This window comes from Rhodococcus sp. LW-XY12 (assembly GCF_019317345.1).
GTDB classification, from domain to species: Bacteria; Actinomycetota; Actinomycetes; order Mycobacteriales; family Mycobacteriaceae; genus Rhodococcus; species Rhodococcus pyridinivorans.
This window is the reverse complement of sequence record NZ_CP079225.1, coordinates 4,299,830-4,315,891: the sequence shown is the minus strand read 5'-3', so window position 1 is coordinate 4,315,891 and position 16,062 is coordinate 4,299,830. Positions and strand designations below refer to the sequence as shown.

The following is a 16,062-nucleotide window of genomic DNA, read 5'->3' as shown; positions in this document are numbered from 1 at the left end:
TCATTTTAGGGATGGTATGACGGCGAAACCGGATGGCGCGCACTCGCGCCGAGCGTACTACTTGTTCTGCCTCAAGGAAGATTTGCGCGCTCACAATCTAAAAAAATGGCGATTCGATTACACATTTCGCCATCCGGAACTTTATTATCAGCGCATTATGCGCAAGGTCGAGTATGTCAAAGGGAGTCCCAACCCGCTGCATAGGATTGTTCTTCCATTCTGGCAATATCGGTTGAAGCGGCTTTCCGTTCGTACCGGAATTTCGGTCCCTCCGGGGGTTTTCGGCCCCGGTCTGTCAATCGCTCATTACGGCAGTGTTGTTGTGAACCCAAATGCGCGGGTGGGAAGTTACTGTAGAATACACTCCGCGACGAATATTGGACTATTCGACGGCTCTGCGCCCGTCCTCGGCGATCGCGTATACATTGGGCCGGGCGCGGCAATTTACGGCGGAGTGAAGATTGGTGACGGAGTTGCGATCGGCGCGAATGCCGTTGTGAATAGTGACGTTGAATCCAATGTGACTGTGGCGGGTGTTCCGGCGAAAGTCGTTTCACGGAAGAACTCTGATCGTATGCTGCCCGGATGGTTTCCTCCGGCCGAATCTTCGCAGGAGGATAAATGACTATTTCTATGCTTGCGTTTCCGATGCATGGACAGCGGAAGCTGGTCCTTGAAGGCTATCGAACGCGCGATGGGCATTTGATCGAATGGTTCGGCAAAAAACTGGCGGGCCAGGGGCACGTAGGTGTTATCTCGCGGCCGGAGCCTCGGTTCCTTCAGCCTCGAGGACGTTATTCCGCGACTGAGATTGCCGAGAATACTGTTGATTATTCGAGATTTGTTTGGTCTGTTCCTGACCCCAGAGATCGCCGGCGGTGGTGGGTGAAGAGCAGTGCCAAGTATCGCGTACCGGCGTGTAGTGGCGATACTCCGGCTATTGCTTGGAACCCGTTCGCAATTATGTCCGACGACGTGCGCACTTTAGTAAGTCGGTCGGGGCGAATGTGCTTCGACTTGCTTGACGATTGGACTGTGCATTACGCATTTGAGGGAATTCGGTCGGAAGTGGTCGAAGCGTATCGACGAATGTTCGATGCAGCTTCGGTAGTGACAGCCAATTCGGAGGCAACGCTCGAATTGGCACATCGATTTGGCCGGGATGATGCCCACCTATTGTTGAACGGTTGCGATCCCGAACGATTCTCTGCTGAGGTCTATGCCGAGGGCCCAACGACGGTAGGATATGTGGGGAAAATCGGAAAGCGACTCGACCTCAACCTCATTTTATCGGCAGCGCGCGAACTATCAAACGTGCGGTTCGTTTTTGCCGGACCGATTCTCGACCGTGAGTATCGAGATCCTATGAAGAAGATGGATAACATCGAGCTACTCGGTGACGTGCACTACCGAGACGTCCCAGAACTGCTCACGAAATTCGATGTAGGTTGGGTTCCCCACCGTACGGGCGAGGGGGAAGTGGGTGGTGACGTCATCAAGACGTACGAGTATCGCGCCGCGCAGTTAGTGGTGTTGTCGACCCCTGTCCTCGGTTCCGGGCGAGGGCTCGAACACGTACATTATCTTCCCGCGGGTAAGCACATCGATTGGCTTAAGCAGGTGTTCGAGAACGGACCCCGTGTCCCGCGCCGTGTGGGCGCTCTTCCGAGCGATATCAGCTGGTCGTCAAAGGCGGACTTCATTCTAGACAGGTTGGCATGATGACCGTCGCTGACATATGTGAAGGAGGGCGGTCCTAGTGGCTAATCCCATCACGATGATTCCGACGGGGCCTCGACTGCTCTTGGTCCTGGGTGTGGTCCTGGTTGGTTTTGCCGGGGCGCTGGCGACGTACGCACCAGTATGGATCCTCTTGCTATGCACCGGGGTTCTCGGGTTGATTTGGGTTTTGCGGAGTAACCCCGCCCATACGCCCCCTCGATGGTTAGTAGCTTTTATCGTAGTTCTTGTTTTTGGCGAGCTTCTGCCCAATGCAAGCGGCATCGTGATTCAGATGCTGGCACTTGTGGGTGGCTTTGTCTATTGGGTAACGAGGCCGAAAGAGGAGCGACGAGGTGGTCGTGTCGTCTTCTGGGCGCTAACGATAGTCGCGTTTTGGGCTGTTCTGTCTCTTCATCCGAATATTCCATCTGCGATGGTGGGAGTTCAAGGCTTTGCGAAATCGGCGCTCGCAGTGGCTGGCGTCGCGTGGGGGTGTGCGATTCCTAGCCAGCAGCGGGATCGTATGGAGAAAATTATCGTCGGCGCTGTATCTGCGGGAATTTTAGTTTCTATCGTAGCTCATTATTGGATTCCGCAGATCAGTGATCTTGCTTCTCGTCGAGCGGACGTATATACCGGCATGCTTCTCGGAAACGAACGTATGCAAGGAATTTTTGCCGGCCCGTTCCATGTTGCTATCGCCGGTCTATTTCTTATTTCGTGGGCGCTTGTCCGTTATCGCACATGGCCTAGGTTGGCGTTGCTAATTGGAGCCGTAGGGCTTGTTGGCGGATATTTGAGCCTCGTCCGTACGGCATATGTTGCTCTCGCGCTTGTCCTACTTGTCTATGTGGTAATCGCAGGTAGCTTCGCGGCGTCCACGCGTCGTATCGCCATTGCCCTCCTCGCAGGGACTGCCGGCGTAGCAATCTTCTCAATGTTCCCTGCTGCTCAGTCACTGGGCGGTGTGGCTGGAACACTTGTTGATTTCCAAAATGATTCCCGGTTCTTGAATCGTCTGCCTGGATACGGTCGCGCACTTGAGATGGTTGGAGAATCGCCCTTCGTTGGCTGGGGGGCGGGTTCGGCTGGCGATACTCTCGGGACGGAGTTTCCACCAGGATTTACGCATGTAACTGCGCATAATCTGGTTCTGAAGATTGCTGTAGAAGGTGGTCTGGTAGGAATCGTTCTTTGGGTCTGTTTGATTGTTGCCGTCTTTGGGGCTATTACGTGGGGGTCAGAGCGAGCGCAGGTCGCAGTCTTGTGCCTCGTTGCGATGTTTGGACTTGGTTTGACTGGGTCGGCTATTGAGGCTGCGCCGATCTCCTTCTTCATATTCTTCATGGTCGGTCTGGCATGCCGATCTAGCGAGCAGAAGATCGATTTTGCTCCGTCGCAGGTATCAAAATCGACCAATGCGGACCAGAGTATTCTGACTAGATAGTTCGTTGTGCGGGAGCGCAACATTGCGGTGTTGCTCTGGGGGATGTGTACGTGCGTTGAACGGTGTTCGATCAGGTTGCGACGCATGGCGGATCCTCGACCATAGGGAGGGCGTCGCACAAGGAAGACTGACGTAGCGGAACCGGAGTCGTTCATCCGTTAGCGATGCCGGGTTTCGGCAGCCATGCCGGCCAGCGTCTCAGGTAAATCGGATCAGTTAGCCACATCCGCCAGAATGCTAGATTTCGCGGCGAGGCCAACGGCTACCGCAGGGTTGTGAGACTGGGCTGCTCCGACCGCACGTCCGGCGATTTTCCAGTTGGAATTAGGGCGCACAAGCGTAGTTGTAATATAACCGTCCCTGCACTGTGTGTTACCAATCTGAGCACCGCGAGACGATCCCTCTGGCCTGAGTTAGGACATTTCGCTTAGTGCCCCACTCCGAGGCCGAGTTTCGCCAAAATTTCGTGCTGAGCTGGGGGTATCTCGGGTGGGAAGTCTTCGGTGACGCCATTGATCACGATCGTGGAGGTCCGCAAAGGCCGGAGTTGTTTGACCAGCTTGGCGATCGCGATACCGGTCTGATCCTGGATCGCGCGGGCGACAGCGAGCGCGGTGAACACGATGGTCAGGTGCGCGTCGATCGCATCACGAGTGCGGTGGAAAATCGGCCGGGCCCGCAGATCGGTCTTCGACATCCGGAATGACTGCTCGACGTGCCACAGGTCGTGATACTTGGCGATCACCTCCCCCGGCTGTTAGGGACGTGCTTCGGATAGCAGGGTTCTGATGATCGGGTAGCGCGAGTATGAGCATCGGATAGCGGTGCCGGTCCTCGTGTGCTCGTGTCGGTTCTACGCGTGGCAACCAGGCTGCGCGTGGATCCGAACAGGAGGCACGGGTGACTGATTACCGATTGGTGATGTCGCTACTGCTGCAGGACAGGTCCTACCGGGACATCGAGGCGATCGCGGGTTGCTCGCATCGCACGGTCGCGAAGGCGAAGAAGGTCTGCCACGAGCACGGGTTGACCGCCACGAGCCAGGTCGAGGCGCTCAGCGTCGAGGAGATCGACGTCTTGTTCGCCGATGGGCGCAAGACGCCGTCGAAGGAGTTCGTCGCCTTCGACGTGGCGGCTGCCGTGAAGAAGCGCACGGGCAAGAAGAAGCTGCCGCTGCGGGTGCTGTGGGCCAACTACCTCGACACTGACGGCACGCCGGGGCAGCGGCACTACAGCTACCAGCGGTTCTGCCAGATCATCGGCGAGTACGTCGAGGTCAACGAGCTGACGATGCGGATCACGCACGTGCCCGGGCACACGATGCAGGTCGACTGGGCGGGCACGAAGATGGCCATCTTCGATCCCGTCACCGGCACCAAGACCACAGTGTCGGTGTTCGTGGCATCGCTGCCGTACTCGGGGATGGTCTTCGCCTGCGGCTGCCTGGACGAGAAGATGCCGAACTGGCTCGACGCGCACTTGCAGGCGTTCGAGTACTTCGGCGGCGCGGCGCAGGTGATCGTCCCGGACAACGCCTCGACGGCGTCGAACCAGATCGCCCGCGGTGACCGGGCCCGCGAGGTCAACCGTGAGTACCGTGACTTCCTCGAGTATCACCAGACCGCTGCCGTGCCCACTCGGCCGGTGCGCCCGACAGACAAGGGGCACGTCGAGGCTGGGGTGAAGGTGGTGACGAACTGGGTGATCGGACGGCTGGCCGATCGGCGGTTCGCTAGCCTGGATGATGCGAACGAGGCGATCGCCGCCGAGGTCGAGGCGATCAACGACCGGACCCCGTTCCGCGGCCAGAAGACCAGCCGCCGGGAGCTGTTCACCGAGCACGAGCAGTCGGAACTGTTCGACCTTCCCGAGGCCCGCTGGCAGCCAGTCATCTGGAAGAAGTCCAAGGTCAACAGGGATTACCACGTGGAGATCGCCACGGTGAAGTACTCGGTGCCCTACACCTTCGCTGGCCAGCACGTCGATGTGAAGATCACCGGCCCCACGCTCACTGTCATGGCTGGCGGGGAGGTCATCGCCTCCCACGCCGTCTCCGGTAGGCGGCACGCCTTCGTGACCGACCCTGACCATGTTCCCGCGCAGCATCTGCAGTCATCGGACCTGTGGTCGCGGGCGTATTTCGTGCGCCAGGCCCACAAGATCGGACCGCACACCGTGGCCGCGATCAGTGAGGTCCTGGATCGCCAGCGGATCGAGGCTCAGGGCTACCGCTCGTGCCAGAACATCCTCGCCCTGGCCCGCGGGGACAACAAGATGCTGCTCGAGCGGGCCTGCGGGCAGCTGGTCTCCGAGACCTCACGCCGGGCGATCAGCTACACCGCCGTCAAGCAGCAGCTGGCGGCCCTGAGGGCCCAGGCCGCCGCTCGACCCACCACCACGACCGCAGCGACGACGCCGGCGACCGCAACGCCTGTAGCGGTACCGCCGGATCGGCGAGATACCACCGGGGCGCATCTGGCCGGGCCGGAGCAGTTCAGCCTCGCCGTCCTCACCGGAGGCCCGAGCAGCGGCACCGCGGGGCGGGAGGAGCTGCAGTGACTGATCGTCATCTCACCGACGCCGACATGCCACTGTTCACCCAGTTGCGGATGACCGCGTTCGGCCAGACCGTCATCGACTTGGCCAACGATCCCGCCTGCGACGAGTGGACCTTCTCGGAGAAGATCTTCCACGCCCTGGACAAAGAGATCACGGCCAGGCAGGAACGCCGGACCCAGAAACTACTCAAGGCCTCCAGATCGCCAAACCCTGATGCTTGCGTAGAAGAGATCCGCTACCTGCCTGACCGCAACGTCAACCGCGAGCTAATCGCACGACTTTCCAGCTGTCAATGGATCGACGCCACCCGCAATCTCGTCGTGCTCGGCCAGTCCAGCGTGGGCAAGACCTACCTCGCCCAGGCGCTGCTCAATGCCGCGTGCCGAAAGTACTACACCGCGAGGTTCTTCCGGCTCGACGACCTGGCCAACCGGCTCGCCGTGCTGGAGCCGACCTCGCAGCGCAGGCTGGACTTCCTCACTGATCTGCACAACTGCGACCTGCTGGTTCTCGATGACTTCCTGACCACGCCGGTGGCTCCGCACACCGCGGCGGAGCTGCTCAACATCCTTGCCGCTCGGGAAGGGCGGGGCTCGACGCTGGTGACCTCGCAGTTCGATCCGCCAGATTGGTACAAGTCGCTCCAAGACGCGGTCATCGCCGAATCGATCCTCAACCGGATCGTCGCCGGCGCCGAGATCATCGCCCTCGACGGCCCGAACATGAGACGGCACCTCGCCACGGCAACGCCATAGCGGCCCAGCGGTCGGACGGGCAGATGCCGCTATCCGATGCCCGTCCGACCGCTACCCGATCATCAGAACCGCGCTTTCCGAAAGGCGTCCCAAACACCCCCGGCTCCATCACGACGGCAGGGATGTTGGTGACGTAGCCCTTGAGCCCGATCAGTGAACGAGCCCGCTCGATGCCGGCGGTGTCGAGACTGCGACCTTTGGCGGTGGTCTTGACGAACCGGGTCGACTTCGGCGCCTTGCCGCCGTCGATGATGTCGCGGGCGCGGGCTTCCTGGGCATTGAGAGTCTGGTTGTCACGCACGGCTCGCCGTGTCGAGTACTGCCAGATCGCCCGCCACGAACTCGGATGCCCGGCCGGATCCCACACCGGCTCGGCCCGTTGTCCGACGTTGTTGACCACACTGCGGCCGTGCCGGGGCGTGACGGTATCGACGACCTGACCGTCAATGAAAACATTTCCACACCAATGGAAATGACTTTCCAAGTCGCCGGGAGCCTTGGTGACGCGGGAGCCGACGATGAACTTCAGCCCTGCGTCGTCGAGATCCTTGAGATTGCTGGCGGAGAGCATGCCGGCGTCGGCGGCGATAATCATCTCCACCCCCTCGATGTCGTGGCGTTTCTGGAACTGACGCACGATCGGGATGATGGTGTGGGTCTCCGCTTTGTTGCCCTCGTAGCAGCCGATCTCGAGCGGGAACCCGGTTCGGTCGACCAGCAGACCGACCACGATCTGCGGATCGACCCGCCGTTCTTTGGAATAGCCGACCTTGCGCAGGTCATCTTCCTTCTCGGCCTCGAAATACAGGGTGTTGGGTGGACCCGGGGCGCGGTGGCGGCATTGCTGCTGCTCCGTTTCCCCGGGCCTCCCGCCGAACCCGCCGTGCGCCTTTCAACGCAACGGGCTCTCCACGACGATGGTGCCGGTCAGGCAGCCATGATCGGGTCGTAGGGACTGGGGATCTTCGTCCCGCGGTACCAGTAGCGTTCGATCCGCACTCGAGTGGGATCGAACAGGACCGCATCCGAGGTCGCGATGGGTCTCCAACTGCCGTCGGAACGGCGGAGCCATCGTTTGACCTTGGACCAGTTCCAACGACGCTGCTCGCGCTGCCAGGCCACGAACCTTCGCCAGGTGAAATACCGGAGGAAGGAAAACCGTCGCCCGGCCAGCGCGTGGCGGAAATAGTAGGTCCAGCCACGCAGTGCCGCGTTGACCTCGACGATCACAGCCGTCAGGGGCCGAGGAGACCGGCGTGGGGTCAACTGGCGGATGGTCTGCTTGATCGATCGAAACGCCTTGTCGGCGATGAAGGTCATGCAGTACCACTTTCCGCCTCCTCGTCGTTGCCTCCACTGGAGGTGGAAGCCGAGGAAGTCGATCCCATGCTCGAGGTGCGTGATGCGGGTTTTGGTCTCGGACAAACGGAGTCCGATCCCGCCGAGCACCTCGGTGACTTGTTCTTTCAAGGCGAGTACGTCATCTCTGCTGCCGTTGGTCATGATGACGAAATCGTCCGCGTAGCGCACGATCCGCCAGTTGCCCATCCCGCTACGCACCCGTTTGCGACGAGCCCACTGCGTGGCCTGATCGCCACCGGGTTGCCACGGAGCCATGATCGCCTCGTCCAGAGCGGACAACGCGATGTTGGCCAGCAGCGGTGAAATGATCCCGCCCTGAGGCGTTCCCGCATCGGTGCCGCCCTGGCGGCCGAGCTCATCGAGCACCCCGGCCTTGAGGAACGCCCGCACCAATGCGACGGTCTTCTTGTCCGTGATCCGTGCCCGCACCCGTGCGAGTAATGCCCGGTGATCGATGTGGTCGAAACATCCTTCGATGTCCGCGTCCAGCACCCACCGGTACCCGCGTTGGGCGTAGTAATGGATCTCGGCGACCGCATCGTGGGCTCGCCGCTTCGGCCGGAAACCGTATGAGACCGGCAGAAAGTCGGCCTCGAAGATCGGTTCCAGCACCATCTTCAACGACTGTTGCACGACCCGGTCGGTCACGGTGGGGATCCCCAACGGGCGGGACTTGCCGCCCGGTTTGGGGATGAGCACCCGCCGCACCGGCGCGGGCCGATACGTGCCGTCCTCGATGCTTGCGGCGATCCCGGACAAGAACGCCTGGACCTCGCCGCGCTGTTCGATCCGGTGCACTGTCGCACCGTCGATCCCAGCAGTGCGAGCTCCTTTGTTGCGTGCCACCACCGACCAGGCCATCCGAAGATAGTCCGGGTGGGACACGAGGTTGAACAAGTCCCCGAACCGCGCACTGCGGTCGGTCTTGGCCCACCGGTGATACTTGATCTGCGTCCGCGCTACCCGATCCCGGGCGATATCCGCCCGAGGCCCGGCGCCGGAGTTCACCGACGCGTCTTGCGCCATCGCAGTACCTCCTATCCATTGTCGCTGCCGCCCTTCCCGATGTGTCCGGCTCTCCCGGACTCGCAGTACTACGGCGGCTCCGCCAGCTCCCGGATCGGTCGGTGGACGACGCACCCAGCCACCCCGCAGCACCGGCTGCACCACGGTCGTGGCAGATCCGAGAACCTTCCCGTGTTCACTCGCTGTTCGCTCACCGAAGGAGGCACCCGGCTATCTGCCTGCGGCACCCACCGGCGACTACTCCGTAGTCCTTCGCCGCCGGCCCCGCCCGGGAAAAGTAACTCGTCCCCCGGACGGTCTGCCTGCCCGTCACTCCGGCAGACAGCTCACCGCGCCCGCCCCAAATCCGCAGGGTTAGAGGCGGTTATACGTCAAGACAGGTGATGACACCGGTTCCTCGCGTATACCTCTTCGGCATCGCTCGCCGCGCCCACGTCATCCAGCGGTGCTGACGCGACACGGCTTTGTCAGGGCTGCTCCCACCCTCCCGGGCGTCTCCCCGGTCAGGCTGCCCCCAGCTTCATAGACTCCTGGCTACGGCCAGGCTCAAGGCAAAGGTCTCTCACCTCCGCTCGAACAGCAAGCGCCTCACGGCGCACGGTGACGTCGTAGAGCAGCAGGCTCAGGCCGCCGGTTCCGGCGGCGTACTCGAAACACTTACGTGCGATTTTGTCCGGGTAGTTTCCGGTGAGCACTTGCTTCAGATGTCGTTGAACAGTCTTGTAGGACAAACTCTTTGCGCCGAGGTCGTCGAGGATGCGCAGGGCGTCGACCTTCGAGGTCGGTTCGACGATCCGGGCGATCACCAAATCCCGGAAGATCGCATCGTCGACGATATCGAACCCGAGTCGGTCGTAGACGGATCCGATCACGTCGTAGAGCAGTCGGGCGCTGGTGCGCAGAGTTCGTCCCGATATGGCCGCACCGGCGGGTTTGGGTGTGGGCAAGGGTAGCTGTCCGGCGCGGAAGTCGGCGACGTCCTCGACCCGTGTGGTCGGCTCCGGCACGTCCAGATCGAGCAACCCTTGATCACCCTGGGCGAGGCGACGCGCCCGTTCGAGCAGAACCCCCAACTCGGCATCGGTGTGCGCGGATCCGACATGTGCCACGATCTCGCGTCGACCTCGGTGTTTGCGTACTACTTGCACCGCGACCGCGCCGGAGGCGGTGCGCACCTTCCGCACGTATGTCACGCCTGGACAGTACCTGCTTAGTGCCCCAAACCGATTTCCGAAACACACAACTCCGCAGGTCACGGCCACGACCGCGGATCTACTGGTCAGTAATGTCCTAACTCAGGTCTGGGGAACGGGACTAGGTCCTCAGCGGGAAACGGGCGGGTCAGTTTCACTAGCGGACCTTTTCTGGTCAGAGTGAGTATCTATCGAGAGTGGAAACGCAGCAGTCGTCCGATGCACGAATCCATTGGTTCCAGTCAAGCACTGGATCCGTGCATCGGGCGTATCCCATCTTTAAATGATGGTCAATTCGGCATTACCTGATTGCCGCGCTGATTACTTCTTCGTACGATTTGCACACTGCGTCCCATGTGTAGTCGACGAGTTGCCGTTCGCGAGCACGTAGTCCGAGATCTTTTCGCATAGCTGGGTTGGTCAGGACCTTCTGCAGTGCGCGTGATATCTCGTCCGGGCGGGGTTTCACAAAAATCGCGGCGTCATCAAGGACTTCGTTGTTGAATGGGGTGTCACGGGCGACGATTGCGCACCCACAGGCCATCGCTTGTACCAAGGCTGGATTCGTACCCCCAACACTGTGACCGTGAAAGTAAACTCCTGCATTTTGCCAAAGCGCATGAAGTCGATCGTCGTCGCTAATGTGGCCAAGCCAGTGAATGTTTTCATTGGTTTCGGAAAGAATCCTTGCGGCTTCGTCAATGGGTCCGCCATAACCAGAGGAGCCGACGATGACAACCGGGTGGTTTACACTAACGTCCTTTGCCGCTGCCAAGAACTCTTCAATGGTGTTTTCCGGAACAAACCGTGCGACAGCGAGGGCGTAGCTGCCGGGGATAAGCTCGTCCTTGAGCGGCAAGTCGTCGTCGACCCGGGCGCCGTATGGAATGAAGTCACCGTTTCGTGAGAATTCTTCAAGCCAACGTCTTCCGATTTCACGCGAGTCGTAGACTAGATGGTCGGCAAACCGCGCTGTAAGGTTTGCGCCATTCCTAAAGGCAAATTTTGCGGCTTTGCCCCATTTTTCTCTTTCCCATTCGATGCCGTCGACATTCACGACGGTGGGGATTCCGCGAGCTTTTAGTATGGGTAGCCAATATCCGTTGGCAACGTTCATGATTAGCGCGACGTCGGGTTTCTTGAAGGCTGAGTGTGCCGCGGACGTCAATCCATATGACAACGTGCTGAGCGACTTGGACTCGATACCGGGCGTGAGTTTCGAATGCACCCGCGTGTCCTTGCTTGGATCTGAGTCCTTGATCGCGCCGCTGCGACCGTACACCGTTACGTTCCAGCCACGGTCTGCCAGGTATGGCGCCAATTCACGCACCAGTGTCTCGAATCCCCCGTAGTAACTTGGGTAGCCTCGAGTTCCAATTATTGCCACGGATTTCATATAATGTCCTTATAATCAGGTTCTTATTTGCGTAGCGACAGCTTGCTGGTCAGTTCACAGTATGTAATCAAGCTATCCGGGGAAGTACTCCGGCGTCCATTGCTTGGATTAGTCCCGGTGCTGCTCGATCTTTAGCGGATAGCTCGTACTCGAGCGGGCGCCCGTCGGCACCTATTGTGGGCCAGTCGATCCCGATCTCCGGATCGAGGGGGTGCACCTCGTGCTCGCGGTCGGGGTTGTAACCCGTCGAGCACAGGTAGACGACGGTCGAGTTGTTCTCGAGGGCAAGGAAACCGTGACCGAGACCCTCGGACAGGAAGATCGCGCGCCGGTCCTTCGTGTCCAGCAGCACCGAATCCCACTGCCCGAAGGTCGGCGAACCGACCCGCAGGTCGACGACGACGTCGAGCACCGACCCCGACACGCATGTGACGTACTTCGCCTGGCCGGGAGGGACATCCGCGTAGTGGATGCCGCGCAGCACTCCGGCGGCAGAGACCGAGCAGTTGGCCTGCGCCAGCTCTAGGGGCCGACCCGAGGCGTCCGTAAAGGACTCTTGCTTGAACCACTCGAGGAATACTCCCCGATCGTCGCCAAATTGTCGTGGCGTGATTTCGTATGCGTCTGGGACTTTAAGTTCGCGATAGAGCATGGTCAGCGTCCTTCACGGTCTAGTAGATCAAGGAGGTACTGTCCGTAACCTGACTTAACAAGCGGCTGAGCCAATGCGAGCAATTGGTCATTCGTGATAAAACCGCATCGCCACGCTACTTCTTCCGGTGCTCCGATCTTTAGGCCCTGCCGATCTTCAATCGTACGTACGTAGTTGGAGGCATCGAGCAGTGAATCGAAGGTGCCGGTGTCGAGCCACGCGGTGCCACGAGGAAGAACTTCGACCTGTAGCTTTCCTGCTTCGAGATATGTTCGGTTCACATCGGTGATTTCGTATTCGCCTCGGTCTGACGGACGTAGGCTCTTGGCTATTTCGACTACATCGTTGTCGTAGAAGTACAAGCCGGGTACCGCATATGGCGACTTTGGAGTTGCGGGTTTTTCTTCAAGCGAAATGGCACGACCGTTGTCATCAAATTCGATAACGCCGTATGCGCTGGGATCCGATACGCGATATGCGAACACGGCTCCACCATCAATATCCTCGAAACGGGCAAGTTGTGAGCCGATGCCTTGACCGTAGAAGATGTTGTCGCCGAGGATGAGCGCGGCTGAGTTATTCCCGATATGGTCAGCTCCAAGGACGAAGGCTTGCGCTAGCCCATTTGGTTCGGGCTGGACGCAATATGTAAGGCTGACTCCGAACCGTGAGCCATCCCCAAGAAGTCGTTGAAATTGGTCGGAGTCGTGCGGTGTGGTGATGATCAGGATGTCGCATATGCCGGCCAACATTAGAGTCGACAGCGGATAATAGATCATCGGCTTGTCGAAGACGGGTACAAGTTGCTTGCTGAGGCCAAGAGTGATCGGATGAAGTCTCGATCCGGTCCCCCCGGCGAGAATGATTCCACGCATACTTACAGTCTTTCATTGTCGTTTGATAACGGCGAGTCGAGGAACTAGATGGAGGTTCAAAGATGAGAGTGCTTGTGACTGGTGGTGCCGGTTTCATCGGCGCGAACTTCGTCCATCAGACCGTCGCGGAACGACCCGACACGCAGGTCACCGTGCTCGACAAGCTCACTTACGCCGGCAACCGCGCCTCCCTGGACCCGGTCGCCGACACGATCACCTTCGTCCAGGGCGATGTCGCCGACGCCGACCTCGTCGACCGGCTCGTCGCCGACACCGATCTGGTGGTGCACTTCGCCGCCGAGTCCCACAACGACAACTCGCTGGCGAACCCGGCGCCGTTCGTGCAGACCAATCTCGTGGGCACCTTCACGCTGCTCGAGGCCGTCCGCAAGTACGACGTGCGCTATCACCACATCTCCACCGACGAGGTGTACGGCGACCTCGCCCTCGACGACCCCGCTCGCTTCACCGAGGCCACCGCCTACAACCCGTCGAGCCCCTACTCGTCGACCAAGGCCGGTTCGGATCTGCTGGTACGCGCCTGGGTGCGCTCGTTCGGCGTCCGCGCGACCATCTCCAACTGCTCGAACAACTACGGTCCGTACCAGCACGTGGAGAAGTTCATCCCCCGCCAGATCACCAACGTGCTCACCGGCGTGCGCCCCAAGCTCTACGGCACCGGCACCAACGTGCGGGACTGGATCCACGTCGACGACCACAACAGCGCCGTGTGGACGATCATCGAACACGGACAGCTCGGGGAGACCTATCTGATCGGCGCGGACGGGGAGACCGACAACCGCACCGTCGTCGAAACCGTCCTCGAACTGTGCGGCAAGGACCGCAGCGAGTTCGATTTCGTCACCGACCGCCCCGGCCACGACCTGCGCTACGCCATCGACGCGACCCGCCTGCGCACCGAACTGGGCTGGCAGCCCCGCTACCGCGACTTCCGCGAAGGCCTGGCCGCGACCATCGACTGGTACCGCGCCAACGAGCAGTGGTGGCACCACGACAAAGCGTCGACTGAAAGCGCTTACCGTGCAGCTGGTGAGAAGATCATTGAGAGTTAGCGGTGTCATGGCGGCGCACCGCAGCTCTCCTGTGGATCACTCGCAAATGGGTACATCGATCTTCTGCATCGGTGTATCAATGAGTGGTTGTACCGGGACCTGCGGTGTGCCCGTCACGGTGGGTTCTGTTAGCTGGTAGGTGATTTCGACGGTCTCTCCCTGCGGTACCGGGACCTGCACATTGAACAGAGGGTGACTGCGCTCCATGCCGGTGTAACCAAAGGCGGTTGCGCCGTTGACCGTCAACTTCTTCAACTTGGCGCCTTGTGTCGCAAGTAGCCCGATGTCAGTGAGGTTCGTGCCCACAGGCGCACCGACAGGGTTGTCGAACATTCCCGCAACGTAGTTCGTGTAGTCCCCTGGAGGGAGACCGTTAGTGAGCCGCACGGTCACCTTCGACTCGCGGGTGTCTCCCTCACACGACCCCGCCGTGTACTCGATCTCGCGTTGTAAGTAGTAGTCCAACTTGTTCCCACCCAGGTTATTGACCACCACATGGGCGTACGGGGCGGGGTCGTCGGGCACGACGTGACCGAGAGGTGTGGTTGCCAGGACGTCCTGCTCTTCCGGAACGGAGCTCCAGACTGCGAGCCGACCTTCACCGGCTGCGCGACCCAGTGCCTCGAGGAGTGCCCGCGGCTTCGAAATGCTGCCGGTCAGCTTCTTCACCACGGTCTGTGCAACTGTTTCGAGGTATGCCTTACGGGCTGTCTGGTCGTCGCCGAACCGGGCGTACGCTGTGGATTCGGTCAGTTCCACCACGTTCTCGGCGGTGATCTTCTCTCCACCCGGGAGCGTGACGTCGCCGACCACATCGAGGACATAGCTCAACGCCACCGGATCGGTCGCGATTGCACCGTCCACGCGCTGGCCCGTCTCCTGCTGCCACATCGACTGCCAGATCTGGCCCGCGTAAGGGAAATGGGGACTCACATTGCTGTTGCGGAAGTCCTGGGTGGGGCGGCTGTGCCCGTAGGCACGCTGGAAATCGGGGCCGAGGTCGATCGGGTCGTAGTCGAACCGGAATTCCCGGTTGCTCGTGACGTCGTCAACGGAGACCGCTCCGTCATTTGCTCGGATCACAGTGAAGCCGCCGAGCAGTCCGCCTGTGCCGCGCGCTTCGGCATTCGTCTGGAAACCGACGAAGTAACTACGCGGACCGTCTGCGCCCAGCATGGCCGGCGCGATCTGGGCTGCGAGCGAAGTGTTGTTCAGTAGTCCGGACAACTCGGACACCTGGTCCTGCAGATCCACCCGCGCGTCGTCGATCAGTCCCAACCACGTGCTGTCGACGTTCTGGGCCTGCTCGTCGAGGTCACTGATCGCCGCGGAGGTCGTCTCGAGGACGGGCGCGGCGTCGCGGAGAGCCGCAAGATTGATTCGTGCGCCGTCCAAAATCAACTGATCGGGAGACACGGCACTACCTGCGTCGACCGCGGGGAGGAGAACCTGCTCTGTGAGACCACTCACAATAGTGGTCATCTGGCGAGTGGAATCGAACGGGCTTCCCAAGAATGGAACGGCACCGGCAATACGCCACGGCACCGAGTCGACCGAACTCTGGGCGTCCTGGGCGTAACGATCGGCGTCGCCCGCGACGATGCGGGCCCTGTCGGTATCGCCTGCGAGCAGTGCGTCTTTCGCCTGCGTCGCGAAGTCCTGTGCCTTCTCCAGGTTCGACTTCGCCTGCAAGCCTTCGTAACCCAGCCAGCCGATGAATCCGACGACAACGAGTGCGCCTACGCCGCAGCCGATCTGCACGCGCCGGCGCTTCCTGCGCTGAGCTGCGATCTCCTCGTCCGACAGGCGCCTGCGCACCTTCCGTCGACGCGGTTCGGGCGAAACTGACTCACCGGTAACATCGTTCACGCCGCTTGTGCCCCCTTCGTGGTTTCCGCTCGAGACGATAACCCGATTCGATCTGGCCGACCGTTCAAGTGGTGGGTAACAGTGACTGTAAGTAAACTTCTGCACGGTGATCGTGACCGTGGAGTTGGGAGGC

General features: G+C 60.5%; 12 protein-coding genes and 2 pseudogenes. 6 read left to right on the top strand and 8 right to left on the bottom strand.

Features of this window, described 5'->3' with window-relative positions; all coding sequences use genetic code 11:
• Positions 1-16 precede the first annotated feature (16 nt).
• The 3 genes from KXC42_RS19745 to KXC42_RS19735 are packed head-to-tail and all read left to right on the top strand — an operon-like array spanning position 17 to position 3,169.
• Positions 17-625: a serine O-acetyltransferase gene (locus KXC42_RS19745; RefSeq protein WP_219129441.1), complete on the top strand. Its 609-nt coding sequence runs from the start codon at positions 17-19 to the stop codon at positions 623-625.
• Positions 622-1,722 carry a glycosyltransferase gene (locus KXC42_RS19740; protein WP_219129440.1) on the top strand — a complete coding sequence of 367 codons (1,101 nt, stop codon included), beginning with the start codon at positions 622-624 and terminating at the stop codon, positions 1,720-1,722. The genes KXC42_RS19745 and KXC42_RS19740 overlap by 4 nt, the downstream gene beginning before the upstream one ends.
• A 37-nt stretch (positions 1,723-1,759) precedes the next feature.
• On the top strand, positions 1,760-3,169 hold the full coding sequence (locus KXC42_RS19735) for an O-antigen ligase (RefSeq protein WP_219129439.1): 1,410 nt from the start codon (positions 1,760-1,762) through the stop codon (positions 3,167-3,169).
• 427 nt (positions 3,170-3,596) lie between these two features.
• Here KXC42_RS19735 and KXC42_RS19730 read toward each other — a convergent pair.
• Positions 3,597-3,917, bottom strand: a pseudogene (locus tag KXC42_RS19730) (IS1634 family transposase); the annotation flags it as partial.
• A 152-nt stretch (positions 3,918-4,069) separates the two neighbouring features.
• Here KXC42_RS19730 and istA point away from each other — a divergent pair.
• The gene (istA, locus tag KXC42_RS19725; RefSeq protein ID WP_257605819.1) at positions 4,070-5,728 is read left to right on the top strand and encodes an IS21 family transposase; all 1,659 of its coding nucleotides are present in this window, start codon (positions 4,070-4,072) and stop codon (positions 5,726-5,728) included.
• Positions 5,725-6,483: an ATP-binding protein gene (locus tag KXC42_RS19720; protein ID WP_007633699.1), complete on the top strand. Its 759-nt coding sequence runs from the start codon at positions 5,725-5,727 to the stop codon at positions 6,481-6,483. Before istA ends, KXC42_RS19720 begins: the two co-directional genes overlap by 4 nt.
• A gap of 106 nt (positions 6,484-6,589) precedes the next feature.
• Here the strand turns inward: KXC42_RS19720 and KXC42_RS19715 are convergent.
• The 6 genes and pseudogenes from KXC42_RS19715 to rfbA form a co-directional block, all read right to left on the bottom strand.
• A pseudogene (locus KXC42_RS19715) lies at positions 6,590-7,294 on the bottom strand (IS1634 family transposase); the annotation flags it as partial.
• A gap of 116 nt (positions 7,295-7,410) precedes the next feature.
• Entirely contained in the window at positions 7,411-8,871 is a 1,461-nt protein-coding gene (gene ltrA, locus KXC42_RS19710) for a group II intron reverse transcriptase/maturase (RefSeq protein WP_219129438.1), read from the bottom strand.
• 503 nt (positions 8,872-9,374) lie between these two features.
• Positions 9,375-10,064: a hypothetical protein gene (locus KXC42_RS19705; protein WP_219129437.1), complete on the bottom strand. Its 690-nt coding sequence runs from the start codon at positions 10,062-10,064 to the stop codon at positions 9,375-9,377.
• A 301-nt stretch (positions 10,065-10,365) separates the two neighbouring features.
• Positions 10,366-11,460 (bottom strand): glycosyltransferase, encoded by a 1,095-nt coding sequence (locus tag KXC42_RS19700; protein WP_219129436.1) that lies wholly within the window; start codon positions 11,458-11,460, stop codon positions 10,366-10,368.
• A gap of 67 nt (positions 11,461-11,527) precedes the next feature.
• Positions 11,528-12,112 carry a dTDP-4-dehydrorhamnose 3,5-epimerase gene (rfbC, locus tag KXC42_RS19695; protein WP_219129435.1) on the bottom strand — a complete coding sequence of 195 codons (585 nt, stop codon included), beginning with the start codon at positions 12,110-12,112 and terminating at the stop codon, positions 11,528-11,530.
• Positions 12,113-12,114: 2 nt separating this feature from the next.
• On the bottom strand, positions 12,115-12,987 hold the full coding sequence (rfbA, locus tag KXC42_RS19690; protein ID WP_219129434.1) for a glucose-1-phosphate thymidylyltransferase RfbA: 873 nt from the start codon (positions 12,985-12,987) through the stop codon (positions 12,115-12,117).
• 62 nt (positions 12,988-13,049) lie between these two features.
• On the opposite strand from rfbA, the gene rfbB reads away from it, so the two are divergent.
• On the top strand, positions 13,050-14,060 hold the full coding sequence (gene rfbB, locus KXC42_RS19685) for a dTDP-glucose 4,6-dehydratase (RefSeq protein ID WP_219129433.1): 1,011 nt from the start codon (positions 13,050-13,052) through the stop codon (positions 14,058-14,060).
• 36 nt (positions 14,061-14,096) lie between these two features.
• Here rfbB and KXC42_RS19680 read toward each other — a convergent pair whose 3' ends face one another.
• Complete coding sequence (locus KXC42_RS19680) at positions 14,097-15,929, bottom strand: DUF4012 domain-containing protein (protein ID WP_373922165.1); 1,833 nt, start codon at positions 15,927-15,929, stop codon at positions 14,097-14,099.
• Between the last annotated feature and the right edge of the window lie 133 nt (positions 15,930-16,062).

What these genes read in the sequence shown, in the direction of transcription:
- rfbB (WP_219129433.1), top strand. Translation starts at nt 13,050, where the DNA reads ATGAGAGTGCTTGTGACTGGTGGTGCCGGTTTCATCGGCGCGAACTTC.
- rfbC (WP_219129435.1), bottom strand. Translation starts at nt 12,112, where the DNA reads ATGCTCTATCGCGAACTTAAAGTCCCAGACGCATACGAAATCACGCCA.
- rfbA (WP_219129434.1), bottom strand. Translation starts at nt 12,987, where the DNA reads ATGCGTGGAATCATTCTCGCCGGGGGGACCGGATCGAGACTTCATCCG.
- KXC42_RS19745 (WP_219129441.1), top strand. Translation starts at nt 17, where the DNA reads ATGACGGCGAAACCGGATGGCGCGCACTCGCGCCGAGCGTACTACTTG.
- KXC42_RS19740 (WP_219129440.1), top strand. Translation starts at nt 622, where the DNA reads ATGACTATTTCTATGCTTGCGTTTCCGATGCATGGACAGCGGAAGCTG.
- KXC42_RS19700 (WP_219129436.1), bottom strand. Translation starts at nt 11,460, where the DNA reads ATGAAATCCGTGGCAATAATTGGAACTCGAGGCTACCCAAGTTACTAC.
- ltrA (WP_219129438.1), bottom strand. Translation starts at nt 8,871, where the DNA reads ATGGCGCAAGACGCGTCGGTGAACTCCGGCGCCGGGCCTCGGGCGGAT.